Consider the following 24,953-nt stretch of genomic DNA (forward strand, 5'->3'; position numbering starts at 1 on the left):
GAAAAATATGACGATACCATTTAAAAGAGTACATTTAATTGTAATGGATTCAGTCGGTATTGGTGAAGGTCCAGATGCAAAAGCATTTAATGATGAAGGTAGCCATACATTAAAACATACATTAGAAGACTTTGATCAAGTTTTACCTAATTTGCAAAATCTTGGTCTAGGTAATATTGAATCATTACCAGTAATTGATAAAGTTGAAAATCCAAAAGCTTTTTATACAAAAATGAGTGAAGCATCTGTTGGTAAAGATACAATGACTGGACATTGGGAAATTATGGGCTTAAATATTATGCAACCTTTTAAGGTATATCCGGATGGTTTTCCAGAAGAACTTGTTTCAGAAATTGAAAAGTTAACTGGTCGTAAGGTAGTAGCGAATAGACCGGCATCAGGTACGCAAATCATTGATGAGTGGGGAGAACATCAAATGAAGACAGGCGATTTAATCGTTTATACTTCAGCAGATCCGGTTCTTCAAATTGCAGCACATGAAGATATTATTCCATTAGAAGAACTATACGACATATGTGAAAAGGTACGTGAATTGACGAAAGACCCTAAATATCTTATCGGTAGAATTATCGCTCGTCCGTATATAGGGGAACCGGGCAAATTTAAAAGAACATCTAATCGACATGACTATGCTTTAAAACCATTTGGTCGTACAGTGATGAATGAGTTAAGTGATAGTGGTTATGATGTGATTGCACTTGGTAAGATAAATGATATCTATGATGGTGAAGGTGTAACAGAAGCGATACGTACCAAGGATAATATGGATGGCATGGATAAATTGATAGATACAGTCCAAAAAGAGTTTACTGGTTTGAGTTTCTTAAACTTAGTAGATTTTGATGCGTTATATGGGCACAGACGTGACAAACCAGGCTATGCACAAGCAATTAAAGATTTTGATGAGCGCTTACCTGAGTTAATGAAATATCTACGTGAAGATGACTTGGTCATTATTACGGCAGATCATGGTAATGATCCTACTGCAGAAGGGACAGACCATACGAGAGAATATATACCAGTATTGATGTATAGTCCTAAATTCCAAGAAGGACATGAATTATCTATTGATGATACATTTAGTTCGATCGGTGCTACAATTGCTGATAACTTTGGAGTAGCATTGCCGAAATTTGGTAAAAGTTACTTAAAAGAAATGGGCGTCGAAAAATGAAACGAATAATAAGTATTGTGTTTGGATTGGTATTTTCATTTGCTGGTGTATTACACTTTAAAAATGAAGAAAATTTTAGACGAATTGTACCATCTTACTTACCATTTAAAAAAACAGCAGTTCTAGTAACAGGTGTAATTGAATGTGTATTCGGTATATTATTGTTGATTAAACAACCTACAAATGGCTTGAAAAATGCAATTACTGCATTTTTATTAGCAGTATTTCCTGCCAATATTTATATGGCTCGAAAAAAATTACCATTAGGAGATAAACCATTATCGCCATGGGCATTATATTTACGCCTACCGATGCAATTTTTATTAATTTCTATAATACGCAAGCTATAAATTTTACTGTATTAAAAAATTATATTTAAAAGGTATGTCTCGCTTATAAAGTCGAGACATACCTTTTTTACTGTCCATTGGATAGAGCTCAGTTCATAATAGATTAACTCTCTATTATATTTAAAATGCAACTATTTTGAACGTGCATGTTTGTATGCGAGATGATGTGAAATTATAGTCTCTCACTCATAATCCCCTGGACGTGGCTATAATATAAAATTGGTACGATAGGCTTATTAATTAAGTTTTATATTATTTTAATGTGAAACTATAATTAGTTGAGAAGTAATTTGTCGAAATTCTTGAAAAGCAATGGTAGTCGAAGAAAAAGATGGTAACCTAATTAATTAACCCTACACAATACGAAGTATTGTACATAAAAAAGCCAGTAAATGAAAATGCATTTACTGACAATGTATTTAGGATTTATAACCTAGAACTATCTAGGTGGATTTAATATTATTCAGCTTATATAAAATGATTTTAGATTAGGCTGAAACTATTTGTTTTCACCATAAATATCATGCCACTCTGAACGCTTATCTAAAAATGCTTGTGCAATTTCTTTTGCACCTTCTAATGAGTGGCTTGCAGCCCAACCGCACTGTACTTCATTGCATGCTGGAACTTCTGTCGCATTTAGAACGTCTTTAATTGTTAATTCAATAATATTTAGTACGTCATTGTAATCATCGTGATTTATGAATGAAACATAAAATCCAGTTTGGCAACCCATTGGGCTTAAATCAACAACTTTATCAGAATGATTTCTAATATTTTCAGCCATTAAATGCTCTAGTGAATGCAAACCAGGCATTTCCATATGTGCTTTATTCGGTTGTTTGAAACGAATATCATATTTATGAATGACATCTCCGTTTTCGCCTTCCATTTTTCCTGCAAGTCTTACAAAAGGTGCTTCAACAATTGTATGATCTAAATTAAAACTTTCAACATTCATTTTTGGCATTATGCTTCCTCCTAAAATCTTAATAAAGTAATTGTAACAAGATGAACTTGCTTTTACAATTTGTTAAATGTGGTATAAGCACTAATACAAAAGTAAAAATTTTTTAAATTTCAGAAAATTAATGACAGAATACAACAAAGCCGATAAAATAAGTAATAATTAAAAGTGTTTTGTACACTTGATTTGATTATTTAAATGATTTGGTATTGTATTTAATTTCTTGAAATTTTTGCAATAACTATTTTTAGTAATGTGGAAAGTAGGGTTTCAGCAATGGAAAATAAACAAAATATTTTAGATTATATAGAAAACGAAAAAAATAAATATATTGAATTGAGTCATCAAATACACCAAAGGCCTGAGTTGGGAAATGAAGAAATATTTGCTTCCAGAATTTTAATTGAACAATTAAATAGACATAATTTTGAAGTGGAAACTGATTTGGCTGGCCATGCGACAGGTTTTATTGCTAAATATGATTCTATGAAACCTGGACCTACTATAGGTTATTTAGCAGAATATGATGCTTTACCGGGATTAGGGCATGCTTGTGGTCATAATATTATTGGTACAGCAAGTGTGTTAGCAGGTATATCGTTAAAACAAGTCATCGATAAAACTGGTGGAAAGGTTATTGTACTTGGTTGTCCGGCAGAAGAAGGTGGAGAAAATGGAAGTGCAAAAGCTTCATACGTAAAAGAAGGTATTATCGATGAATTAGATATTGCATTGATGGTCCATCCTGGAAATGAAACATATCGAACGATTAATACGCTTGCGGTAGATGTTTTAGATATTAAATTTTACGGTAAAAGTACCCATGCATCAGAAAATGCAGATGAAGCTCGAAATGCATTAGATGCAATGATTTCATATTTTAATGGTGTATCACAACTTAGGCAACATATTAAAAAAAGTCAACGTGTGCATGGTGTGATTTTAGATGGTGGCAAAGCAGCCAATATAATTCCCGACTTTACTCATGCTAGATTCTATACAAGGGCAACGACAAGAAAAGAACTAGATGTATTGACTGAAAGAGTAGGACAAATTGCGAGAGGTGCAGCGATTCAAACTGGTTGTGATTATGAATTTGGACCAATCCAAAATGGCGTAAATGAATTTGTAAAAACTTCTAAATTAGATGACTTATTTGCAAAGTATGCAACAGAAATAGGTGAAGCAGTTATTGATGATGACTTTGGATATGGCTCAACGGATACGGGAAATGTAAGCCATGTTGTACCGACAATTCATCCTCATATCAAAATAGGCTCAAGAAATTTAGTAGGGCACACACATCGTTTTAGAGAAGCAGCAGGAAGTACACATGGTGATCAGGCCTTGATAAGAGGGGCGAAAATTTTATCTTTAATGGGCTTAGAATTAATACAAAACCAAGATTTGTTTAAAGAAATCATTGAACAACATCAATTTATAAAGGAGCACAAGAAATGACAAGACAAAGTTCTCTAAGACCTAAAATGACACTTAGTGATCTTTATGATTCAAATATAGTATATACATCTCGACCATCATATATATCAAATCCATGGTTAGAACCAGAAGAACATCAATCTAATTTTTTAACGGGAAGAGAATTATTGATTGCGAATCAAATGCCTGTAATTGTCCATGAAGCGAGCGTTACAGAAAAATTAGCGCAATTATTTCGATTAATAGGTAAAGACATGCCTAAAAACATATATCAATTTAATGATAAAACGAGTTATGAACAATTATTAACGACCTTAGCGCAAGATCTTGATAAAAAAATATATTTTCAATATATACATGATGAATCCATTTTAAATAAAGACTACTACGCTTTAAATAAAGATACTTTTATTTCGTTAAATAATAAGTCTCGGATACCAGAATGGACTAATAATAAATATTTGCCAAAAAGAGAAGTGGTTAATATAGAGGACTTTGAACAAGCAATTCAACATTGGGCATTTCCATTTGTACTGAAACCCGGAGACGATTTGCCTACAGCAGGTGGCTACGGAGTCATGATTTGTTATGATGAATTGGATTTAAAAAAAGCATCTGAACGAATCGAAAAAGCGAAGTATGAAACAGACACCATCATAATTGAACAAAAAGTTGAAGCTGTTGCGAACTATTGTGTACAATTTGCATATACTCCGAAATTAGGTGTTCAGTATATTGGGACATCACAACAACTTACGGATAAATATGGTCATTATAATGGGAATCTGAATGTCCAAAATGTGCCATCCAAAGTAATACAAGCTGGTAAAGAAATTATGGAAATTGGAGTAGCACAAGGTTATTATGGTGTTGCAGGTTTTGATTTGTTAGAAGATAAACATGGAGATATTTTCGCAATTGATTTGAATTTCAGACAAAATGGCTCAACAAGTATGTTATTACTTGAGCCTGTACTAACACAAGGTTTCCACAAATTTTATAGCTATCAATCACTAGGAGATAATGACCATTTTTTTAATACGATTGTTAAATATATAAAACAAGGTGTGTTATTTCCACTATCTTATTATGATGGGAATTGGTATGAAACAGAAAATGTACAATCGAGATTTGGTTGCATTTGGCATGGTGATTCACAACAGCAAATTGAAAAAATAGAATTACAGTTCTTGAAAGATTTAAATAAAGTATAAGTATGAGATAATAAGAATAAGTTGTGCATTAAAACTACAGTTGATTGTAATCAACTGTAGTTTTATAGTGTTTGACTGTTGGCATTCAGTCATTTATATTTTGGCTAGAATGTAATTATTTAAAACGGATTGAAGGTGTTGCTATGTCATATAAAGAAAGTTCATTCTATGAAGATATATTAGTAAATGAATGTTTTTATGTTGCTACAAAGTCAAAAGAATTAGTGAGATATGAAGTGTTAGGTGAAAATCGAGTTTGTTTATGGACAGATAAAACATTAGCACAACCATTTTTAGATTCGAAAAATATTGAATTTGATAAGGTTAAAAAAATTGATGTAGATAGATTTGTCACATATGAACTAGATAATATTTTCACTGAAGGCGATCAGGTTTTAGTAAATTCTTCAAGTAAGTCGGATGGAGAACTTGTAGATGTTATTAAAGTTAGTGATGAAGTGATGTCTGATTTAGACAGTATTCGCTTGAAAGAATTTGCTAAGGATGTGGCAAAAGATGATGCAGTATTTGGTCTAACTTCTAAAGATAGTAAACAATTCACTTTAATTAGTGATGAAGAAAACAAAAGACCTCATATTATGCCAGTTTGGAGTATAAAGAATAGAGCCGAAAAAGTACGTCGTGAAGATTTTGAATCCTTGGAGTTAATTGAAGTCGAAGGAGCAGTATTCAATGAATGGCTTGATACATTAAGAGATGACGACAAAGCAGTAGCAATTGATTTGAAGCCAGGTGTGGTTGGAACTGTTGTACCAGCTCAAAAAGTAATTGATCAACTTACAGTATAATGCTAATGCTTAGTTGTTAAAATTTATTGTCTTATATAATTATTTATTTAAAAAGGTCAGCTAAAGTATGCATTCTGGATAGTTTCAGAATCTTTAGCTGGCCTTTTACTTACATTGTATTTTGTATTATAAATGAATCGCACCAAGTGCACCTGAAAATGCGCCATTTTCAATATAATAAGGTTTAAAGCCACGAAGTACGGTGTAATCTTCAATGACGTGTCTCAATAACTGATTGTTTATAAATGTAGATCCAATATAAGCTACATGTTCAGTATTGTGCTCTCTTGCTACAGTTATCGCCATTGTTGTAATTGCTTCACCAACTACTCCTATTACAGAAGAGAGCTTGTCAGCATTAGTAAAAGTTTTATCTAAATTATGCAATACGTTTCCAAAATTTGCCGCAGTTAAATCACCAGGAATAGGGGGCTCTGTGTCCTTATAGATATGTTTGACTTTTAAGTCAATGATATCCCTATCACCTTTCTGTGCTGTATCCGTAAGTGTTTGATAATCAGCGATTCCTGTTAACAAATAACCTAATCCTTGTATCATACCACCACCAGTTCCGACACCGCCTACACGTTTTTGAGTGTCTCCGTCAAAAAAGTGAATCGAAGTTCCAGTACCGACATTTGCAAATATGTAATTATCTATTTGATGGCCTTGTTCTTTTAATAAAATATCTAAACCAGCTGCTGAAGCATCAAACTCTACAAATAATTGCGAATCACAATTAAGTTGCTTTTGAATTGTAGCTGCTTGGCCCCCAGTTAAACTAATACTTTCAACATCTGTTTGATTTAACCATTCTATAACCTGGTCAATTTCAGTTGATAACTTTGTTTCGTATTTACGTTCTTCACCGTTATCTTGGACAATTTTTATTAATGTGCCACCCGCATCAATACCTATTTTCATGTTGAATTCCCCCAAATAATTTTCATTCTTTCTTATAGTATAATAAAATATAAGAAAATCAAATATGAAAATAAAGGGAGAGACTTATTTATGTTGCAATTGAGTCCATACATTATTGTGGATGATGTAGAACAGGCTTTAGCTTTTTATAAGACTGCTTTTGGTGGGGAAATTAAAATTTTAAATCAAACTACTGAGCAAATATTACATGCTGAATTACATATTAGTAACACGGTCGTACTACATGTTTCTAGCAATTATGGCAAAGCTACTAGTAATGAAAATACAAATATTATTTTGACATTTGATAACCTTGATGAACAATCTAGCGCTTATGAAGCACTCAGTGTAAATGGTGAGCCTCATATGCCATTAAAAAAAACGTTCTTTAATGCAATGCATGGACAAGTGAAAGATCAATTTCAAGTGAATTGGTTAATGAATTGTTTCTTATCTTAAATTAAAAGATTAATTATTATAAAATAGTGGTATGTTTTTGATAGATATATATAACAGTTTAAATAGGGGATTAAATATGTTTACTAAACAGCAATTTGAAGATATTACAGTACAAACTTATGAAGAGAAGTATAAACAAGCGCTCTACGACTTTGAGTTGAGTGAAAGACAACAAATTTATTCATCATTGCCTAAAGAAGTTTTAGATGGTGCATTAATTGATGAGGATAGAATTGCAAATATTGCATTGAACGAATCAGGGGAAGTGGTAGGTTTTTTCGTGTTGCATCAATATTACCAACATGAAGGTTATGAGACACCTAATCAAGTCGTTTATGTTCGTTCCTTATCAATTAATGAAAAGTTTCAAGGTTGCGGCTATGGTACTAAAATGATGATGTATTTACCACAATATGTCCAAATTTTATTTCCAAACTTTAATCATTTGTATTTAGTAGTAGATGCAGAAAACAAAGGTGCTTGGAATGTATATGAACGAGCTGGATTTATGCATGCTGCGACAAAAGAGGAAGGTCCAATAGGGAAAGAACGACTTTATTACCTAGATTTAGATTCTAAGTATGTTTCATCTTTAAAATTACAAACAAGTACGGACGAAACACCTTATAACATTCATATTGTTGATTTATTAAAAGATGGAGAAAAGGTTGGTTTTGTAGCTATAGAAAAGCATGAAAGTCGTATGAATATTTCATCTATAGAAGTAAATGAATCGGAACGACATAATGGTATTGCAGAAAGCGCATTGCGTCAACTTTCAACATATATTAGAAAACATTTTAAAGATGTTGCGGTTGTTACCATCACGTTATATGGTGAACATAATGAATTAAAAACACTATGTACTAATAGTAATTTTGTTGAAATTGAAAGTGCAGATGATTTTATTACTTTTGAAAAATATATAAATTATTAATAGCGATTGCGAAATCAAGCATTGTCATTTATAATTTACATTTGTTATTATTACTTAAGAAAACTTAGTACTGATTTGGATAAATGCCTTTGAAAGGAAGAATATATAATATGAGAATTCAAGAATATACAAAAGAAATGGTTGATGAGAAATCATTTATCGACATGGCTTACACGTTATTACACGAAAAAGGCGACACAATGAATTTATATGATATCATTGATGAATTTAAAGCACTTGGTCATTATGAGGATAATGAAATTGAGGATAGAATTGTACAATTCTATACTGATTTAAACACAGATGGTCGTTTCTTGAATATTGGAGAAAATATTTGGGGATTACGTGACTGGTATTCAGTAGATGATATAGAAGAAAAAATTGCACCAACGATTCAAAAATTTGATATTTTAGATGACGATGATGAAGAAGACAAAACATTGAAATTACTTGGCGAAGATGAAGCGGATGACGATGATGATATTCCAGCTGAAACTGATGATCAAGAAACTTTAAATGATCCAGAAGATCCAGAAGAAGAAGAAGTGGACGAAGAAATTGAAGAATCTGATATTGTTATTGATGAAGATGACGAAGATTTAGATGACGAAGATTTAGATGATGAAGAAGACGAAGATGAATATGAGGAAGACGAAAACACGGAAAATTAATTTTCCGATATTTAATTGACTTTTCCCGTGAACATGATAAAATTTTATTCGGGCTCCTTTAATTAGGACAACGTGTATAAATCATACGCTCCCCCTTGCAAATATGTGAGAGGGAGCGATTTTTTTATTTTATTTATTATAAAAATTGTTAATTTATTTTTAATTTCGTTAATTGTTCTATGGTTTTTGCTGAACAAATCTCCCATTTAAAAATAATTTGATGTAGTAAAACATATGTATAAAGTCAAAAATATTAATGAAAATATTTAGAATGTCAATTTCTGGTATTTATTCAAATACCATTATATTTATAGGAGGCAGAACATGACAAAATTTATTTTTGTAACTGGTGGAGTAGTTTCTTCATTAGGTAAAGGTATTACAGCAGCATCTTTAGGAAGACTTTTAAAAGATAGAGGTTTAAAAGTTACAATTCAAAAATTTGACCCTTATTTAAATGTTGACCCAGGTACAATGAGTCCATATCAACATGGTGAAGTATTTGTAACAGATGATGGTGCCGAAACAGATTTAGATTTAGGACACTATGAAAGATTTATCGATATCAACTTAAATAAATATTCTAATGTGACGGCTGGTAAAGTTTATTCCCATGTATTGAAAAAGGAACGTCGTGGTGACTACTTAGGTGGCACGGTGCAAGTTATTCCGCATATAACTAATGAAATTAAAGAACGATTATTATTAGCTGGTGAAAGTACAAATGCAGATGTGGTAATAACTGAAATTGGTGGTACAACAGGTGATATTGAATCACTGCCATTTATTGAAGCAATTCGTCAAATTAGAAGTGACTTAGGTAGAGAAAATGTAATGTATGTACATTGTACGCTTTTACCATATATTAAAGCAGCTGGTGAAATGAAAACAAAACCGACACAACATAGTGTTAAGGAACTTCGTGGTTTAGGTATTCAACCAGATTTAATCGTAGTACGTACTGAATATGAATTGACACAAGATTTAAAAGATAAAATTGCATTGTTCTGTGACATTGATAAAGCAAGTGTAATTGAATGTCGAGATGCAGATTCATTATATGAAATTCCTTTACAACTAAGTAAACAGGATATGGATGATATTGTTATTGATCGTTTAGAATTGGATGCTAAATATGATACACAATTAGATGAGTGGCAATTTTTATTAGATACTGTTAATAGTCTAGATGGAAAAATAACTATCGGATTAGTTGGTAAATATGTTAGTTTACAAGATGCGTATTTATCAGTAGTAGAATCATTGAAACATGCAGGTTACCCATTCAAGAAAGATATTGAAGTAAAATGGATTGATTCAAGTGAGGTTACTGATGATAATGCTGCTGAATATTTAGCAGATGTTGATGGTATCTTAGTACCTGGCGGATTTGGATTCCGTGCAAGTGAAGGTAAAATTTCTGCGATAAAATATGCACGTGAAAATAATGTGCCGTATTTTGGTATTTGTTTAGGTATGCAGTTAGCTACGGTTGAATTTGCAAGAAATGTTATTGGTTTAGATGGTGCACATTCAGCAGAGCTAGATCCTAATACACCTTATCCGATTATTGATTTATTACCTGAACAAAAAGACATCGAAGATTTAGGTGGTACGTTACGATTAGGCTTATATCCATGTACGATAAAAGAAGGAACTTTAGCTCATAAGATATATGAGGAAGAAAATATAGAGGAACGTCATCGTCATCGATATGAATTTAATAATGATTATAGAGCGCAATTAGAAGAAAATGGTATGGTTTTCTCTGGTACAAGTCCTGATGGACGTTTAGTAGAGATGGTAGAGATTCCTGAAAATGATTTCTTTGTTGCATGTCAATTCCATCCGGAATTTTTATCAAGACCAAATAGACCACAACAAATTTTCAAAGCATTTATCGAAGCTTCTTTAAAACATCAAACTAATAAATAATATATATAAACAAATGAGACTGGTAAGTAAATTTCTATTCTCACAATAAGAGAGTTAATCTATAATGATTAGCTCTCTTTTATATTCAAAATATTAATATTTTGAATGTGTATATATGCCTTCCTATAAATGCTATGGTTCATACCTGTAGTCTTTTTACTCATACTACTTCTAGCGACATCACAGCAGATAAGCAGTATATTATGCTTATTAATATAGAAAAAAATAAGGTCCTTTCATATAATAAAATGATTACTACACAATTTTAAAAGTGATGTTTTAAGTATTGAATGATTTTAGTTTAAAATCATAATTATTTGCGAAATATTTTGGCAACCTGAGGAATCAATACCAATCGAAGCCAAGAGTGAGGAGATATGCTAGGAAAATGAACTGAGAATTCGAAGTATTGTAAATGAAAAAGCCAGTAAATGATATAAAATACATTTACTGGGTATATTTCTAGGATTTTTTGATCAGACTCATTACATAAATTGTTGTTTAAGTTAAAGAGTATAATAATATTAAAATGGAATTGCTGTAGAGTGATGACGAAAAGGAATTTTATACTGTTGTTACGAAATACTACATTATAAATCTAAATCGTTTACCATTTCAATCATTTGCGTGTAAATATCATAATATATGTAGTTAAAGGCAATTGGATGAGGTGTAACTACTTTTGCATAATCCTCTGTATAAACTATAGGTCTAGGTGTACTCAAATCGATAAAATGAAATAAATGATCAGAAATCGTTATATCTTTAGGGCGATTACATATCAACACAAAATCAATCTCTTCTGCTATCAATGATTCAACATCATGTGCTAGCTCTTGTGTATACGTGGGACCAAAAAGTAATACTCTATCTGTAGAATCTAATTGTTGAATATTTTGTAAATCTGTTAATCGTTTACTAGATCTTAAACTTTCGTCACTTTCAATAATAAAAGATTCGAAAAATTTCAAATCATCGTAGCCTTTTATATATACGAAACCTTCACCACCAATTGCTTGTATTAAACATTGACTTGCCATTTGTATATCAAGCTCTTGTGCTTCAATACGATTGAAAATTCCATTGAGTTGAGTATTTAAAATTTTAGACATAAATTATACCTCCATTCTATTCACTAAACTATTGTAAATAAGGTGATACGATATTGCAATTTTATAAAAATATTGTGAAAATATGAATATTTGTAGATAATAAAAAGAAAAGTTAAAATAAAAACGCTTACAATTGTATAGAATAATGCAAAAAGTTAATTGTTTTGATATAATTAGATTGTAAAAATATGTGCTTAAAGCACCAAGGAGGAACTTTCATGCCTTTAGTTTCAATGAAAGAAATGTTAATCGATGCAAAAGAAAATGGTTATGCAGTTGGTCAATACAACTTAAATAACTTAGAATTTACACAAGCTATTTTAGAAGCTTCTCAAGAAGAGAATGCACCAGTAATCTTAGGTGTATCTGAAGGTGCTGCTCGTTATATGGGTGGTTTCTACACAGTTGTTAAAATGGTTGAAGGTTTAATGCACGATAAAGAAATCACTATTCCAGTAGCGATTCACTTAGACCACGGTTCAAGTTTCGAAAAATGTAAAGAAGCAATCGACGCTGGTTTCACATCAGTTATGATTGATGCTTCACACGATCCGTTTGATGAAAACGTTGCTACAACTGCTAAAGTTGTTGAGTATGCACATGAACATGGTGTATCTGTTGAAGCAGAATTAGGAACTGTTGGCGGACAGGAAGATGATATTGTCGCTGAAGGTGTTATCTATGCAGATCCTAAAGAGTGTCAAGAACTTGTTGAAAGAACAGGTATTGATACATTGGCTCCAGCATTAGGTTCAGTACACGGACCTTATAAAGGTGAACCAAAATTAGGATTTAAAGAAATGGAAGAAATCGGTGCTTCAACTGGTTTACCATTAGTATTACATGGTGGTACTGGTATCCCTACAAAAGATATCCAAAAAGCAATTCCATTCGGAACTGCAAAAATCAATGTAAATACTGAAAACCAAATTGCTTCAGCACAAGCTGTTCGCGACGTATTAAACAAAGATCAAGAAGTATATGATCCTCGTAAATACTTAGGACCAGCACGTGAAGCTATTAAAGCAACTGTTATCGGTAAAATTAAAGAATTCGGTACTTCTAACCGCGCTAAATAATTTTAATCGTAAAAATAACTATTATACTTCGGTATAATAGTTATTTTTTTACTTCAAAAAGTATTAAATAGTAATTTTACAGTTAATTATTTAATAATTTACATAATTTTTATAAGAAAAAAGCTTTATTTATGATTTGGGTTGTAGAACATTGGGAATTAAAAGGTATAACAATAAATTTTTACATACTATATAAGTACTTAATATCATTTTTAATAAATTTTGTAAGATTAATGTATTTTGCAAACTGTAACGATTTCATAGTATAATGCTATTGATGTTAAGAAATGAACGATTGAAAGTATGGTAAAGGAGAACGAATAAATGGGTCAAGAAGTGATTAAAATTAGAGGTGGTCAAACACTTAAAGGTGAAGTCAATATTAATGGTGCGAAAAACAGCGCGGTTGCTATTATTCCTGCAGCAATTTTGGCCGAAGAGAAAGTAACTATAAAAGATTTGCCGCAAATTTCAGATGTAGAAACTTTGGTAAGCTTATTAAGCGATTTGAATATTAAAACAAATTTAGAAGGTACAACGTTAGAAGTTGATCCTGAAGAAATAATAAATGCCCCATTACCAAATAAAAAAGTAGAGTCATTGCGTGCTTCTTATTATATGATGGGAGCAATGCTTGGTAGATTTAATAAATGTGTAATCGGATTACCAGGTGGATGCCCATTAGGACCAAGACCCATAGATCAGCATATTAAAGGTTTCAAAGCGCTTGGTGCAACAATAGATGAATCTAGTGATACTTCTATGAAAATTGAAGCTGAAAGATTAGTTGGTGCAAATATCTTTTTAGATATCGTAAGTGTTGGTGCAACAATTAATATTATGTTAGCTGCGGTGCGTGCAGAAGGACAAACTGTAATTGAAAATGCTGCTAAAGAGCCTGAAGTAGTGGATGTAGCAAGATTTTTAATTAGTTTAGGTGCTGATATCAAAGGTGCAGGTACAAGTACTTTGAAAATTAATGGTGTTAAACATTTACATGGTTCAGAACATCAAGTTATACCAGACCGTATAGAGGCGGGGACATATATGTGTATAGCAGCTGCATGTGGTGAAGAAATTAAAATAAATAACATTATTCCAACACATGTTGAACCATTAATTGTTAAATTAAAAGAATTAGGTTTAGATATCCAAGTAAATGAAGATAGTGCAATGATTAGACGTGGTGATAAATATAAAAGCGTTGATATTAAGACACTTGTATATCCAGGTTTTGCAACTGATTTGCAACAACCGATTACGCCGCTATTGTTTATGGCAGATGGCGTATCTTTCGTGACAGAGACGATTTATCCTGCACGTTTTAAACATGTTGATGAATTAAAAAATATGGGTGCTGATATCGAAGCGGATAATGGTACAGCCACTATTAAACCTTCAAAACTTACAGGTGCTAAAGTTTATGCAAGTGATTTACGAGCAGGTGCGAGCCTTATTGTGGCAGGTTTAATCGCTGAGGACATTACAACTATATATAATGTTAAACATATTCATAGAGGCTATACAAATATTGTTAACACCCTTAAATCATTAGGTGCAGACATTTGGACTGAAGAAGTTTAAATAATGTGGTATAATAAATATACTACATAATTAAAGTACATTGATTTGACTTTAATTATAATTATAAGTGATATGAGGTGATGACCATGGAGGTTTGCCCTTATCTTGAAGAAACCTTTAAAATAGTGGGTAGAAGTTGGAATGGTTTAATCATTAATTATTTGTCTAGGTGTACGGAGAAGTCTGCTCATTTTTCAGATATGAAACGTGATTTAAAAACGATTACGCCACGTGCACTTAGCATTAAATTAACTGATTTGATTGAATGGGGCTTAGTTGAAAAGAACGTCGTTTCTACTAGTCCAATCAATATATTATACCAACTTACAGATAAAGGTAATGCATTAGCGACTGCCTTAGTACCTATGGAAAAATGGGCTCAGGAATATATTGAATTAGAGAATGAAAGTGTCACGAATTCCAACAATTAATATAGGAATGTTTTGTACTTTTGAACTGCTAGCAAATTAATTTTTGTTAGCAGTTTTTTTAGTTAGTAATGTTAAGTAGTTATCTAAAATATGTAAGTATTATAATTTTATGGGTTTGTAATAAATTATTCATAATCATTTTAATGTAATGAAAATGTATTGAAATATAATGCTTTTTCGTTATTTCTATTAAGCTAAAAAATTTTTTGAATGATATGTGTAATTTGATTCGAAAACGTTTTATAGTGAATTTTTTAAAATATATGTGAGCAGTTTAGTTTAAATTTTAATTATCTAGGTTAAAATATGGTTAGTAATTCAACTTAAGGAGTGAATAATTAATGAGAAATTTCACTAAACAATTTATCAATGGAGAATGGATAGAAAGCGCAAGTGGAGAGACTATTGAAGTAATTAATCCAGCAACAGAAGAAGTTGCGGGCACTGTCGCTAAAGGTAATAAAGAAGATGTTGATAAAGCAGTCGATGCAGCTGAAAATGTTTATTTAGAATTTAGACATAGTTCAGTGAAGGAAAGACAAGAATTGCTTGATAATATCGTTAAAGAATATGAAAACAGAAAAGATGACATCGTAGATACAATTATAGATGAATTAGGTTCACCAGCTTCTGTAGCTGAAAGTGTTCACTATCAAATGGGATTAGATCATTTTACAGCAGCAAGAGATGCGCTTAATGATTTTGAATTTGAAGAGCGTAGAGGTGATAATCTCGTTGTTAAAGAAGCAATTGGGGTTGCTGGTTTAGTAACACCTTGGAATTTTCCAATGAATCAAACTTCATTAAAATTAGCAGCGGCATTTGCAGCAGGAAGTCCTGTCGTATTAAAACCGTCTGAAGAAACACCATTTGCTGCTGTAATTTTAGCAGAAATTTTTGAAAAAGCAGGCGTACCAAAAGGTGTGTTTAATTTAGTTAATGGTGACGGACAAGGTGTTGGTCGCCCGTTAAGTGCACATCCAAAAGTAAGAATGATGTCATTCACAGGATCTGGACCAACTGGATCAAGTATTATGAAAGAAGCAGCAGAAGACTTTAAGAAAGTATCACTTGAACTAGGTGGGAAATCACCATTTATCGTTTTAGAAGACGCTGATATTAAAGGTGCTGCAAAAGCAGCTACAAATAAAGTGGTTCATAATACTGGTCAAGTTTGTGCGGCCGGTACAAGAACACTTGTGCCAGCAAGTATTAAAGAAGAATTCTTAAAAGCAGTTAAAGAAGAATTTAGCCAAGTTAAAGTAGGTAACCCTAGAGAAGAAGGCACACGTGTTGGACCAATCATAAGTAAAAAACAATTTGATCAAGTTCAATCATATATTGATAAAGGTATAGCAGAAGGTGCGGAATTATTATTCGGCGGCCCTGGTAAACCTGAAGGATTAGATACTGGCTATTTTGCAAGACCTACAATTTTCAATAATGTTAATAATGATATGGTGATTGCTCGAGAAGAAATTTTTGGACCAGTAATGTCTATTATCACTTACAACGATTTAGATGAAGCAATTGAAATTGCAAACGATACTGAATATGGCTTAGCAGGTTATGTTTATGGTACTGATAAAGATACTTTAGTAAAAGTTGCGCGATCAATTGAAGCTGGTACAATACAAATTAATGAAGCAGGACGCCGTCCAGATTTACCATTTGGTGGTTATAAAAAATCAGGTATTGGTAGAGAATGGGGCGACTTTGGTATTGAAGAATTCTTAGAAGTTAAATCAATTGCTGGTTACTTTAATTAATTTATTCAATAATCAATAGATTTAAGCAAGGTAGTTTTTCTACCTTGCTTTTTTATATTTGAGAAATTGAAATACGTTTTGTAATTAAAAGGAAAATTTGCTATAGTTAAAAAAGTAAATAGCGTAGGATTTTACGTTATTTAAAAACTTATTTATGAAATGGGTGCAAGATAATGCCTGAAAAAGAACGTACATCACCTCAGTATGAATCGTTCCACGAATTATACAAAAATTACACTACAAAAGATCTCACTCAAAAAGCAAAATCTCTTAAATTAATAAATTATAGTAAATTAAATAAAAAAGAGCTTGTTCTAGCCATTATGGAAGCCCAAATGGAAAAAGATGGTAATTATTATATGGAAGGTATCTTAGATGATATCCAACAAGATGGTTATGGTTTTTTAAGAACAGTCAATTATTCAAAAGGTGAAAAAGATATTTATATTTCTGCTAGTCAGATACGTCGTTTTGAAATAAAGCGAGGCGACAAAGTAACTGGTAAAGTAAGAAAGCCTAAAGATAATGAAAAATACTATGGTTTGTTGCAAGTTGATTTTGTCAATGATGAGAATGCAGAAGAAGTTAAGAAACGACCGCATTTCCAAGCGTTGACACCTTTATATCCTGAAGAACGTATTATGTTGGAAACAACGCAACAGAACTATTCGACACGAATCATGGATTTGATTACCCCAATTGGTTTAGGCCAACGTGGTCTAATCGTAGCACCTCCTAAAGCAGGTAAGACTTCACTCTTGAAAGAAATTGCTAATGCAATTGCAACAAATAAGCCAGATGCAGAATTATTTGTATTACTTGTCGGTGAAAGACCAGAAGAAGTAACTGATATCGAAAGATCAGTTGAGTCCGCTGAAGTTGTTCATTCTACTTTTGATGAACCACCTCAACATCATGTTAAAGTTGCAGAATTATTACTAGAACGTGCCAAAAGACTTGTGGAAATAGGTAAAGATGTAATCATTTTAATGGATTCTATTACGAGATTAGCGCGTGCTTATAACCTTGTAATTCCGCCTAGCGGTAGAACACTTTCTGGTGGATTAGATCCAGCTTCATTGCATAAGCCTAAAGCATTTTTTGGGGCTGCAAGAAATATTGAAGCAGGTGGTAGTATGACTATTTTAGCAACTGCCTTAGTTGATACTGGTTCACGTATGGATGATATGATTTACGAAGAGTTTAAGGGTACAGGTAATATGGAATTACACCTCGATCGTAAATTGGCAGAGCGCCGTGTATTCCCAGCAATTGATATCGGACGTAGTTCAACGCGTAAAGAAGAATTACTGATTTCTCCAAAAGAATTGGAATCACTTTGGCAATTACGAAACATGTTTACGGATTCACTTGATTTTACTGAACGTTTTGTAAGAAAATTGAAGCGTACTAATGACAATAAACAATTCTTTGAACAATTGCAAAAAGCTGCAGAAGAAAGTACAAAGACTGGAAAACCAATTATTTAATAGAAATATTAAGATTTCTATTAAATGAAATCTTATATTTAGGGTTGCGTTTTGCATGTATAGCTATTATAATTACGAAGTATTGGGTAAAAAACTCACAAACAACTCTGTTCCGGATGGTTCAGGGCAAAGGAGCTGAAAATAATGAGACAAAATATTCATCCTGAATACCACAAAGTAATCTTTTTAGATACTACTACAGATTTTAAATTCTTAAGTGGTTCAACAAAATCATCATCTGAAACGATGGAATGGGAAGATGGAAACGAATACCCAGTTATTCGCTTAGATATTTCATCTGACTCACATCCATTCTACACAGGTCGACAAAAATTCGCTGCTGCGGATGGTCGTGTGGAACGTTTCAACAAGAAATTCGGATACAAATCAAGCAACGAATAATTGTTGTTCTAGAGCATTCTCATATTATGAGAATGCTTTTTTCATTTGAATACAAGCTTGATATAGAAAATATAGATAATGATTTATAGATAAAACATATACATAATTTAGAAAATATCTTTAAAAAATAGCACATTTCAATTTAAAAAATATGATATAATGAGACGATTATGTTTTGAAAAAAGGTGGAACGTATCATGTATGAAACTTATCATTCCGGGTGGATTGAATGTATTACTGGAAGCATGTTTAGTGGTAAATCGGAAGAATTAATTCGTCGATTAAGACGAGGTCTTTATGCTAAACAAAAAGTAGTCGTGTTTAAACCGGCTATCGATGACCGCTATCATAAAGATAAGATTGTTTCTCATAACGGCAATGCAATTGAAGCGATTAATATTTCTACAGCAGCCGAAATACTTAAACACGACTTATCTGATGTCGATGTGATTGGCATTGATGAAGTACAATTTTTTGAATCTAAAGTTGTAAATATAGTTGAACAATTAGCAGAAAAAGGGCATAGAGTAATTACCGCAGGATTAGATATGGATTTTAGAGGAGAACCTTTTGAACCTATACCACATTTACTTGCAGTCAGTGAAGATGTGACAAAATTACAAGCCGTATGTGCAGTTTGTGGTTCGTCTTCAAGTCGTACTCAAAGGTTAATCGATGGGAAGCCAGCAAAGGTAGATGATCCTGTAATATTAGTAGGAGCAAATGAAAGTTATGAGCCTAGATGTAGAGCGCACCATATTGTTGCACCTAGTGATAATGAAAAGGAGGAAATGTAATGTTTGATCAATTAGATATAGTGGAAGAAAGATATGAACAATTAAATGAAATGTTAAGTGATCCTGATGTAGTAAATGATCCTGATAATTTACGTAAATATTCAAAAGAACAAGCAGATTTACAAAAAACAGTTGAAGTATATCGTGAATATAAACAGGTTAAAGAAGATATTTCAGAAATCGAAGAAATGTTAAATGATACTAAAGATAAAGATGAAATTGAAATGTTGAAAGAAGAAAGTCAAGGTTTAACAAGTCGCGTTCCAGAATTAGAAGAATCATTGAAATTATTATTAATTCCTAAAGATCCTAATGATGATAAAAACGTAATTGTTGAAATTCGTGCAGCAGCTGGTGGAGATGAAGCAGCGATATTCGCGGGTGATTTATTTAGAATGTATTCTAAATATGCTGAGGCACATAATTATAAAACAGATATTGTAGAGGCTGCTGAAAGTGACCACGGTGGTTATAAAGAAATAAGTTTCTCTGTATCAGGTGCAGATGCATACAGTAAACTAAAATTTGAAAATGGCGCACACCGTGTGCAACGTGTTCCTGAAACAGAATCAGGAGGACGTATTCATACCTCTACTGCAACCGTTGCAGTATTACCAGAAGTAGAAGATGTTGAAATTGAAGTGAGAAATGAAGACATTAAGATTGATACTTATCGTTCTAGTGGTGCAGGTGGACAGCACGTCAATACAACAGATTCCGCAGTTCGTATTACTCACTTACCAACAGGTATTATTGCAACATCTTCAGAAAAATCACAAATTCAAAACCGTGAAAAAGCGATGAAAGTTTTGAAAGCTCGTTTGTTTGATATGAAATTACAAGAAGAACAACAAAAGTATGCAGCGCAGCGTAAATCAGCAGTAGGCTCTGGAGATCGTTCTGAACGTATAAGAACATATAACTATCCGCAAAGTCGTGTGACTGATCACCGTATTGGTTTAACTTTACAGAAATTAGACCAGATTATGGAAGGTAAATTGGATGAAGTTATAGATGCACTGACTGTATCTGAACAAACTGAAAAATTGAAAGAACTAAATAATGGTGAGCTTTAAGTCAGCACTTGACCGTGCAAAAAAAGCCTCAACTGCTCGTAATATAGAAACAATGAGAGCCGAATGGTTAATGTTAGATTTATTTCATTGGTCGAAATCAGATTTAATCATGCATTTGAATGATGAGATGAATACAAAACAAGCGCATGATTATGAAATAGCATTAGATAGAATGTTAGACGGTGAACCTATTCAGTATATAGTAGGTAACCAATCATTCTATGGTGAAATATTTAAAGTGAACAAGCATTGTCTTATTCCACGTCCAGAAACAGAAGAAGTTATGTTACATTTTTTTAAACTACTTAAACATCATGATAAGGTTGTAGATATTGGTACAGGTAGCGGTAATATACCAATTATGCTAAAGAAAATGGATAACTCTTTAAATGTCTATGCTACTGATATTAGTGAATCGGCATTAGCTGTTGCCAGAGAAAACGCGCAACTTCACGGAGTGGATATTCAATTTATTTACGGAGATGCATTAAAACCATTAATGGATAACGGTATAAAAGTGAATGGATTGATTTCTAATCCACCATATATAGATGAAGCGGATGCAGCTTTTATGGAAGATACTGTAATTGAATATGAGCCGCATTCAGCTTTATTTGCTAAAGATAAAGGATATAAGGTATATTATGATATTCTGAAAAAGCTTCCTGAAGTTTTGTTACCAGAGGCGCAAGTTGTGTTTGAAATTGGTTTTAATCAAGGTCCAACATTAAAGGGAAAAATTTGTGAAATGTACCCAGAACTTAAAGTGGATATTGTTAAAGATATAAATAATAATGATCGTATTATAAGTTTTAAGTGGCATGATTAAGTTATGTATGTCTCATGATTAACATGAGCGTGCATAACTTTTTATTTTGCTTTAAAATTAATAATGAATCGAAAGGATGTGTTTATATGGAAACGAAAATATGGGATTTTGGAGATGTAGAGAATAATGAAAAGCATCTATCAGACATCAGTGCAATATATAAACAAGGCGGTTTAATTGCATTACCTACCGAAACAGTTTATGGGTTAGGTGCGGATGCGAGAAATGATGAAGCCATTCAGCACATATACTCAGCGAAAGGTAGGCCATCAGATAATCCTCTTATCGTCCATATATATGATATGGCACAATTGGAAGCATTTACTACAGAATTAACCGAAAATGTTAAACTATTAATGAAACAATTTTGGCCTGGTCCTATTTCATTTATTTTACCATTAAAGCGAGGATATTTATGTGAAAACGTGAGTGGAGGATTAGACTCAATAGCTGTAAGAATGCCAAGTCATCCAATAGGTAGAGCGGTATTAAAATCAGTATATATTCCCATCGCTGCACCTAGTGCGAATATAAGTGGAAGACCATCACCTACAACGTTTGAGCATGTGATAAATGATTTGGATGGTAGAATAGATGGAATTATTAAAGCCGAGCAAAGCGAAGAAGGTTTGGAAAGTACAGTGCTAGATTGTACACGATATCCATTTAGGATTGCGAGACCGGGATCTATTACTAAACAAATGATTGAAACAGTTTTACCTGGTAGTGTAAAGGAACAACCATTTAATTCGGATAAACCGATAGCACCAGGAATGAAGTATAAGCATTATTCACCCGACACACCATTAAATATTGTGAAAGATTTAAATCAACGTCCTAATGATGATAAAGATTGGTCGCATGCTGCGTTTATTTTGCCAGCTGATCAAAAAGCATTGGTACCTAAAAAAGCAAAATTCATACCTCTATGTAAAAGTAAGTATGATATAAAAGGTGCAAATCACAATTTATACCATATATTACATGAATTGGATGCAGATAATTGTGTTCAATATGCATATATTTATGGATTCGATATTAATGATGAAACTACAGCGATTATGAATCGAATAATGAAAGCTGCGAATCAAACGATTATTAAGGGTGAGGAATTATGAAAATCATTTTTGTGTGTACGGGCAATACTTGTAGAAGTCCACTAGCAGAAGGGATTGCAAAATATAAAATACCAAATATCCATTTTGAATCGAGAGGTATTTTTGCAACTGATGGTCAACCTATATCAAAATATTCACAACAAATTGCTAAGGAAGAACAACTAACATTGCCAAATTATTCTCAATTATTTACTGAACAAGATGTCACAGCTGATTTGATACTTACAATGTCAACCTCGCATAAACGAGCATTGCAACAAATGTATAATAATACAGAAAATGTATTTACAATAAATGAATATGTCGATGATTATGGTGATGTTTCAGACCCTTTTGGTGGCTCAATTGTCGACTATAGAGAAATATATAATGAATTAAATAGTTTAATTGACAGATTAAAAAATAAAATATTAAAGCAATAAATTTATGAAATTGGTATAAGTGAGTACTCAAATAAGTTATAATAATTACGTGTAGCAAATTTGCTATCGATCATTTTCGTATGTTTTTTTCATTAGGATATGCATATTACTTTTTTTAATTATTTAAAAGGGGTGGGAGAATGGAAGATTTAAAGTTATTACTCGATGAATTAATGTCAAAATCATTCTTTAAGGCAAATGAATTATGTGTCATTGGCTGTTCGACATCAGAAGTTATTGGAGAGCGCATTGGTACTGTTGGTTCAATGGATGTTGCCCGCGAGATTTTCACATCGTTACAACATGTTGAAAAAGAAACTGGTGTTTCATTTGTTTTTCAAGGTTGTGAACATATTAATCGAGCTGTCACTATCGAACGTGCTCAATTCAACCCTTTAACAATGGAAGAAGTGACTGTAATTCCTGATGTTCATGCTGGTGGTAGTCTAGCAACGTACGCATATCAGCATATGGAAGATCCAATGGTTGTTGAGCATATTTCTGTCCCAAAAGGCATAGATATTGGGCAAACACTCATTGGAATGCACATTAAACATGTTGCGATTCCAGAACGTACAAGTGTAAAGCAAATTGGTGAAGCGGTTGTTACTATTGCTTCTTCAAGACCTAAGAAAATTGGTGGCGAAAGAGCGAAATATAACTAATACAGAAAAGAGGAATATATCCATGTCATTTATTCAAGAGCAAGATAAAGAAATCTATGAAGTGATTCAAAATGAGTTTAATCGTCAAAATAACAACATTGAACTCATCGCTTCAGAAAACTTTGTTTCAGAAGCTGTTATGGAAGCGCAAGGTTCAGTATTAACAAATAAATATGCCGAAGGTTACCCAAACAGAAGATATTATGGCGGTTGTGAATATGTTGATGTATCAGAAACTTTAGCGATTGATCGCGCGAAGCAAATTTTTGGTGCAGAACATGTTAACGTGCAACCTCACTCTGGTTCACAAGCCAATATGGCGGTTTATCTCGTAGCATTGGAGCACGGTGATACTGTATTAGGAATGAACTTAAGTCATGGTGGTCATTTAACACACGGCGCACCAGTTAACTTTAGTGGTCAATTTTACAACTTCGTTGAGTACGGTGTTGATAAAGAAAATGAACAAATCGATTACGATGAAGTATTAAAAGTAGCAAAAGAGCATCAACCAAAATTAATCGTAGCAGGTGCTTCTGCATACTCTCGTACAATTGATTTTAAACGCTTCAAAGAAATTGCTGATGAAGTCGGCGCGAAATTGATGGTAGATATGGCTCATATTGCAGGTTTAGTTGCTGCTGGATTGCATCCAAACCCAGTTGAATATGCGGATTTTGTTACAACAACTACGCACAAAACTTTACGTGGACCACGTGGTGGTATGATTTTATGTAAAGAAGAATACAAAAAACAAATCGATAAAACAATCTTCCCTGGTATCCAAGGTGGACCTTTAGAACATGTTATTGCTGCAAAAGCGATTGCGTTTGGTGAAGCATTGCAAGATGACTTCAAGACATATCAACAACAAGTTATTAAAAATGCACAAACTTTAGCAGAAACATTAATAAGTGAAGGTTTCAAAGTCGTTTCAGGTGGAACAGATAATCATCTAGTTTCTTTAAATGTAAAAGATTCTGTAGGTATTACAGGTAAAGTAGCAGAAGAAACATTAGATGCTATTGGAATTACATGTAATAAAAATACGATTCCATTTGACCAAGAAAAACCATTCGTCACAAGTGGTGTGCGTTTAGGTACGCCAGCAGCTACGACTCGTGGTTTTGACGAAGCAGCTTTTGAAGAAGTTGGTAAAATCATTAGTTTAGTATTGAAAAATCCAGAAGATGAAAAAGTATTAGAAGAAGGAAAAGAAAGAGTTAAAGCATTAACAACAAAACATCCTTTATATAATTAAAATTGGAGGAAGTAAAT

Annotated in this window: 25 protein-coding genes; 22 read left to right on the forward strand and 3 right to left on the reverse strand. The window is 32.6% G+C overall.

The window, feature by feature from the left end; all coding sequences use genetic code 11:
• The first annotated feature begins 7 nt into the window (after window positions 1–7).
• Together deoB and MHZ36_RS11855 are read left to right on the forward strand one after the other, a co-directional pair.
• Complete coding sequence (gene deoB, locus MHZ36_RS11850; protein ID WP_239231874.1) at window positions 8–1,195, forward strand: phosphopentomutase; 1,188 nt, start codon at window positions 8–10, stop codon at window positions 1,193–1,195.
• Window positions 1,192–1,545, forward strand: a complete 354-nt coding sequence (locus MHZ36_RS11855; RefSeq protein WP_239231875.1) for a DoxX family protein — start codon at window positions 1,192–1,194, stop codon at window positions 1,543–1,545. The genes deoB and MHZ36_RS11855 overlap by 4 nt, the downstream gene beginning before the upstream one ends.
• Before the next feature lie 499 nt (window positions 1,546–2,044).
• Here MHZ36_RS11855 and MHZ36_RS11860 read toward each other — a convergent pair whose 3' ends face one another.
• Window positions 2,045–2,515, reverse strand: coding sequence for an S-ribosylhomocysteine lyase (locus tag MHZ36_RS11860; protein WP_239231876.1), 471 nt, complete (start codon window positions 2,513–2,515; stop codon window positions 2,045–2,047).
• A 273-nt stretch (window positions 2,516–2,788) separates the two neighbouring features.
• Between MHZ36_RS11860 and MHZ36_RS11865 the strand changes: the two genes are divergently transcribed.
• The 3 genes from MHZ36_RS11865 to MHZ36_RS11875 all read left to right on the forward strand — a co-directional run bounded on the left by MHZ36_RS11865 (window position 2,789) and on the right by MHZ36_RS11875 (window position 5,975).
• Window positions 2,789–3,973, forward strand: a complete 1,185-nt coding sequence (locus MHZ36_RS11865; RefSeq protein ID WP_239231877.1) for a M20 family metallopeptidase — start codon at window positions 2,789–2,791, stop codon at window positions 3,971–3,973.
• Window positions 3,970–5,166, forward strand: a complete 1,197-nt coding sequence (gene ldmS, locus MHZ36_RS11870) for an L-aspartate--L-methionine ligase LdmS (RefSeq protein ID WP_239231878.1) — start codon at window positions 3,970–3,972, stop codon at window positions 5,164–5,166. The genes MHZ36_RS11865 and ldmS overlap by 4 nt, the downstream gene beginning before the upstream one ends.
• 143 nt (window positions 5,167–5,309) lie before the next feature.
• Complete coding sequence (locus MHZ36_RS11875) at window positions 5,310–5,975, forward strand: DUF2750 domain-containing protein (RefSeq protein ID WP_239231879.1); 666 nt, start codon at window positions 5,310–5,312, stop codon at window positions 5,973–5,975.
• A 126-nt stretch (window positions 5,976–6,101) separates the two neighbouring features.
• Here MHZ36_RS11875 and coaW read toward each other — a convergent pair whose 3' ends face one another.
• Complete coding sequence (gene coaW / locus MHZ36_RS11880; RefSeq protein ID WP_239231881.1) at window positions 6,102–6,899, reverse strand: type II pantothenate kinase; 798 nt, start codon at window positions 6,897–6,899, stop codon at window positions 6,102–6,104.
• A 90-nt stretch (window positions 6,900–6,989) separates the two neighbouring features.
• Here coaW and MHZ36_RS11885 point away from each other — a divergent pair, with 90 nt between their 5' ends.
• From MHZ36_RS11885 to MHZ36_RS11900, 4 genes are all read left to right on the forward strand, one after another.
• Window positions 6,990–7,358, forward strand: a complete 369-nt coding sequence (locus MHZ36_RS11885; protein WP_239231882.1) for a VOC family protein — start codon at window positions 6,990–6,992, stop codon at window positions 7,356–7,358.
• A 76-nt stretch (window positions 7,359–7,434) separates the two neighbouring features.
• The gene (locus MHZ36_RS11890; protein ID WP_239231883.1) at window positions 7,435–8,295 is read left to right on the forward strand and encodes a GNAT family N-acetyltransferase; all 861 of its coding nucleotides are present in this window, start codon (window positions 7,435–7,437) and stop codon (window positions 8,293–8,295) included.
• A gap of 110 nt (window positions 8,296–8,405) precedes the next feature.
• Complete coding sequence (gene rpoE / locus MHZ36_RS11895; RefSeq protein ID WP_239231885.1) at window positions 8,406–8,966, forward strand: DNA-directed RNA polymerase subunit delta; 561 nt, start codon at window positions 8,406–8,408, stop codon at window positions 8,964–8,966.
• A gap of 324 nt (window positions 8,967–9,290) precedes the next feature.
• Window positions 9,291–10,901 (forward strand): CTP synthase, encoded by a 1,611-nt coding sequence (locus MHZ36_RS11900; protein WP_239231887.1) that lies wholly within the window; start codon window positions 9,291–9,293, stop codon window positions 10,899–10,901.
• A gap of 590 nt (window positions 10,902–11,491) precedes the next feature.
• Here MHZ36_RS11900 and MHZ36_RS11905 read toward each other — a convergent pair.
• Window positions 11,492–12,013 (reverse strand): DUF2529 family protein, encoded by a 522-nt coding sequence (locus MHZ36_RS11905; protein ID WP_239231889.1) that lies wholly within the window; start codon window positions 12,011–12,013, stop codon window positions 11,492–11,494.
• A gap of 218 nt (window positions 12,014–12,231) precedes the next feature.
• Between MHZ36_RS11905 and fdaB the strand changes: the two genes are divergently transcribed.
• The 13 genes from fdaB (at window position 12,232) to glyA (ending at window position 24,936) form a co-directional block, all read left to right on the forward strand.
• A complete protein-coding gene (fdaB, locus tag MHZ36_RS11910) occupies window positions 12,232–13,092 on the forward strand; it encodes a class IIb fructose-bisphosphate aldolase FdaB (RefSeq protein ID WP_239231891.1) in 861 nt (286 codons plus the stop codon).
• 324 nt (window positions 13,093–13,416) lie between these two features.
• Window positions 13,417–14,676, forward strand: coding sequence for a UDP-N-acetylglucosamine 1-carboxyvinyltransferase (locus MHZ36_RS11915; RefSeq protein ID WP_239231892.1), 1,260 nt, complete (start codon window positions 13,417–13,419; stop codon window positions 14,674–14,676).
• 86 nt (window positions 14,677–14,762) lie between these two features.
• On the forward strand, window positions 14,763–15,107 hold the full coding sequence (locus MHZ36_RS11920; protein ID WP_239231893.1) for a winged helix-turn-helix transcriptional regulator: 345 nt from the start codon (window positions 14,763–14,765) through the stop codon (window positions 15,105–15,107).
• 341 nt (window positions 15,108–15,448) lie between these two features.
• The gene (locus tag MHZ36_RS11925) at window positions 15,449–16,876 is read left to right on the forward strand and encodes an aldehyde dehydrogenase family protein (protein ID WP_239231895.1); all 1,428 of its coding nucleotides are present in this window, start codon (window positions 15,449–15,451) and stop codon (window positions 16,874–16,876) included.
• Window positions 16,877–17,049: 173 nt separating this feature from the next.
• Window positions 17,050–18,366, forward strand: a complete 1,317-nt coding sequence (gene rho / locus MHZ36_RS11930) for a transcription termination factor Rho (RefSeq protein WP_239231896.1) — start codon at window positions 17,050–17,052, stop codon at window positions 18,364–18,366.
• Between the two features lie 144 nt (window positions 18,367–18,510).
• Window positions 18,511–18,768, forward strand: a complete 258-nt coding sequence (locus MHZ36_RS11935; RefSeq protein WP_107527136.1) for a type B 50S ribosomal protein L31 — start codon at window positions 18,511–18,513, stop codon at window positions 18,766–18,768.
• A 197-nt stretch (window positions 18,769–18,965) separates the two neighbouring features.
• Window positions 18,966–19,565: a thymidine kinase gene (locus MHZ36_RS11940; RefSeq protein WP_239231898.1), complete on the forward strand. Its 600-nt coding sequence runs from the start codon at window positions 18,966–18,968 to the stop codon at window positions 19,563–19,565.
• A complete protein-coding gene (prfA, locus tag MHZ36_RS11945) occupies window positions 19,565–20,641 on the forward strand; it encodes a peptide chain release factor 1 (protein ID WP_239231900.1) in 1,077 nt (358 codons plus the stop codon). The genes MHZ36_RS11940 and prfA overlap by 1 nt, the downstream gene beginning before the upstream one ends.
• The gene (prmC, locus tag MHZ36_RS11950) at window positions 20,628–21,470 is read left to right on the forward strand and encodes a peptide chain release factor N(5)-glutamine methyltransferase (protein WP_239231901.1); all 843 of its coding nucleotides are present in this window, start codon (window positions 20,628–20,630) and stop codon (window positions 21,468–21,470) included. The genes prfA and prmC overlap by 14 nt, the downstream gene beginning before the upstream one ends.
• 86 nt (window positions 21,471–21,556) lie before the next feature.
• Window positions 21,557–22,588, forward strand: coding sequence for an L-threonylcarbamoyladenylate synthase (locus MHZ36_RS11955; protein ID WP_239231903.1), 1,032 nt, complete (start codon window positions 21,557–21,559; stop codon window positions 22,586–22,588).
• Window positions 22,585–23,010 carry a low molecular weight protein arginine phosphatase gene (locus MHZ36_RS11960; RefSeq protein WP_239231905.1) on the forward strand — a complete coding sequence of 142 codons (426 nt, stop codon included), beginning with the start codon at window positions 22,585–22,587 and terminating at the stop codon, window positions 23,008–23,010. The genes MHZ36_RS11955 and MHZ36_RS11960 overlap by 4 nt, the downstream gene beginning before the upstream one ends.
• 140 nt (window positions 23,011–23,150) lie before the next feature.
• Window positions 23,151–23,675: a TIGR01440 family protein gene (locus tag MHZ36_RS11965; protein ID WP_239231906.1), complete on the forward strand. Its 525-nt coding sequence runs from the start codon at window positions 23,151–23,153 to the stop codon at window positions 23,673–23,675.
• A 22-nt stretch (window positions 23,676–23,697) separates the two neighbouring features.
• Window positions 23,698–24,936, forward strand: coding sequence for a serine hydroxymethyltransferase (glyA, locus tag MHZ36_RS11970; RefSeq protein WP_239231908.1), 1,239 nt, complete (start codon window positions 23,698–23,700; stop codon window positions 24,934–24,936).
• Window positions 24,937–24,953: the final 17 nt, after the last annotated feature.

The organism is Staphylococcus sp. ACRSN, from assembly GCF_022346615.1.
Classification (GTDB): domain Bacteria; phylum Bacillota; class Bacilli; order Staphylococcales; family Staphylococcaceae; genus Staphylococcus.

Excerpts from the sequence above, each read along its gene's own strand:
- rho (WP_239231896.1), top strand. The coding sequence starts at position 17,050 with ATGCCTGAAAAAGAACGTACATCACCTCAGTATGAATCGTTCCACGAA.
- MHZ36_RS11965 (WP_239231906.1), top strand. The coding sequence starts at position 23,151 with ATGGAAGATTTAAAGTTATTACTCGATGAATTAATGTCAAAATCATTC.
- fdaB (WP_239231891.1), top strand. The coding sequence starts at position 12,232 with ATGCCTTTAGTTTCAATGAAAGAAATGTTAATCGATGCAAAAGAAAAT.
- MHZ36_RS11875 (WP_239231879.1), top strand. The coding sequence starts at position 5,310 with ATGTCATATAAAGAAAGTTCATTCTATGAAGATATATTAGTAAATGAA.
- MHZ36_RS11960 (WP_239231905.1), top strand. The coding sequence starts at position 22,585 with ATGAAAATCATTTTTGTGTGTACGGGCAATACTTGTAGAAGTCCACTA.
- MHZ36_RS11885 (WP_239231882.1), top strand. The coding sequence starts at position 6,990 with ATGTTGCAATTGAGTCCATACATTATTGTGGATGATGTAGAACAGGCT.
- coaW (WP_239231881.1), bottom strand. The coding sequence starts at position 6,899 with ATGAAAATAGGTATTGATGCGGGTGGCACATTAATAAAAATTGTCCAA.
- MHZ36_RS11855 (WP_239231875.1), top strand. The coding sequence starts at position 1,192 with ATGAAACGAATAATAAGTATTGTGTTTGGATTGGTATTTTCATTTGCT.
- prmC (WP_239231901.1), top strand. The coding sequence starts at position 20,628 with ATGGTGAGCTTTAAGTCAGCACTTGACCGTGCAAAAAAAGCCTCAACT.
- rpoE (WP_239231885.1), top strand. The coding sequence starts at position 8,406 with ATGAGAATTCAAGAATATACAAAAGAAATGGTTGATGAGAAATCATTT.
- glyA (WP_239231908.1), top strand. The coding sequence starts at position 23,698 with ATGTCATTTATTCAAGAGCAAGATAAAGAAATCTATGAAGTGATTCAA.
- MHZ36_RS11890 (WP_239231883.1), top strand. The coding sequence starts at position 7,435 with ATGTTTACTAAACAGCAATTTGAAGATATTACAGTACAAACTTATGAA.
- MHZ36_RS11905 (WP_239231889.1), bottom strand. The coding sequence starts at position 12,013 with ATGTCTAAAATTTTAAATACTCAACTCAATGGAATTTTCAATCGTATT.
- MHZ36_RS11900 (WP_239231887.1), top strand. The coding sequence starts at position 9,291 with ATGACAAAATTTATTTTTGTAACTGGTGGAGTAGTTTCTTCATTAGGT.
- ldmS (WP_239231878.1), top strand. The coding sequence starts at position 3,970 with ATGACAAGACAAAGTTCTCTAAGACCTAAAATGACACTTAGTGATCTT.
- deoB (WP_239231874.1), top strand. The coding sequence starts at position 8 with ATGACGATACCATTTAAAAGAGTACATTTAATTGTAATGGATTCAGTC.
- MHZ36_RS11940 (WP_239231898.1), top strand. The coding sequence starts at position 18,966 with ATGTATGAAACTTATCATTCCGGGTGGATTGAATGTATTACTGGAAGC.
- MHZ36_RS11915 (WP_239231892.1), top strand. The coding sequence starts at position 13,417 with ATGGGTCAAGAAGTGATTAAAATTAGAGGTGGTCAAACACTTAAAGGT.
- MHZ36_RS11920 (WP_239231893.1), top strand. The coding sequence starts at position 14,763 with ATGGAGGTTTGCCCTTATCTTGAAGAAACCTTTAAAATAGTGGGTAGA.
- MHZ36_RS11860 (WP_239231876.1), bottom strand. The coding sequence starts at position 2,515 with ATGCCAAAAATGAATGTTGAAAGTTTTAATTTAGATCATACAATTGTT.
- MHZ36_RS11955 (WP_239231903.1), top strand. The coding sequence starts at position 21,557 with ATGGAAACGAAAATATGGGATTTTGGAGATGTAGAGAATAATGAAAAG.
- MHZ36_RS11935 (WP_107527136.1), top strand. The coding sequence starts at position 18,511 with ATGAGACAAAATATTCATCCTGAATACCACAAAGTAATCTTTTTAGAT.
- MHZ36_RS11865 (WP_239231877.1), top strand. The coding sequence starts at position 2,789 with ATGGAAAATAAACAAAATATTTTAGATTATATAGAAAACGAAAAAAAT.
- MHZ36_RS11925 (WP_239231895.1), top strand. The coding sequence starts at position 15,449 with ATGAGAAATTTCACTAAACAATTTATCAATGGAGAATGGATAGAAAGC.
- prfA (WP_239231900.1), top strand. The coding sequence starts at position 19,565 with ATGTTTGATCAATTAGATATAGTGGAAGAAAGATATGAACAATTAAAT.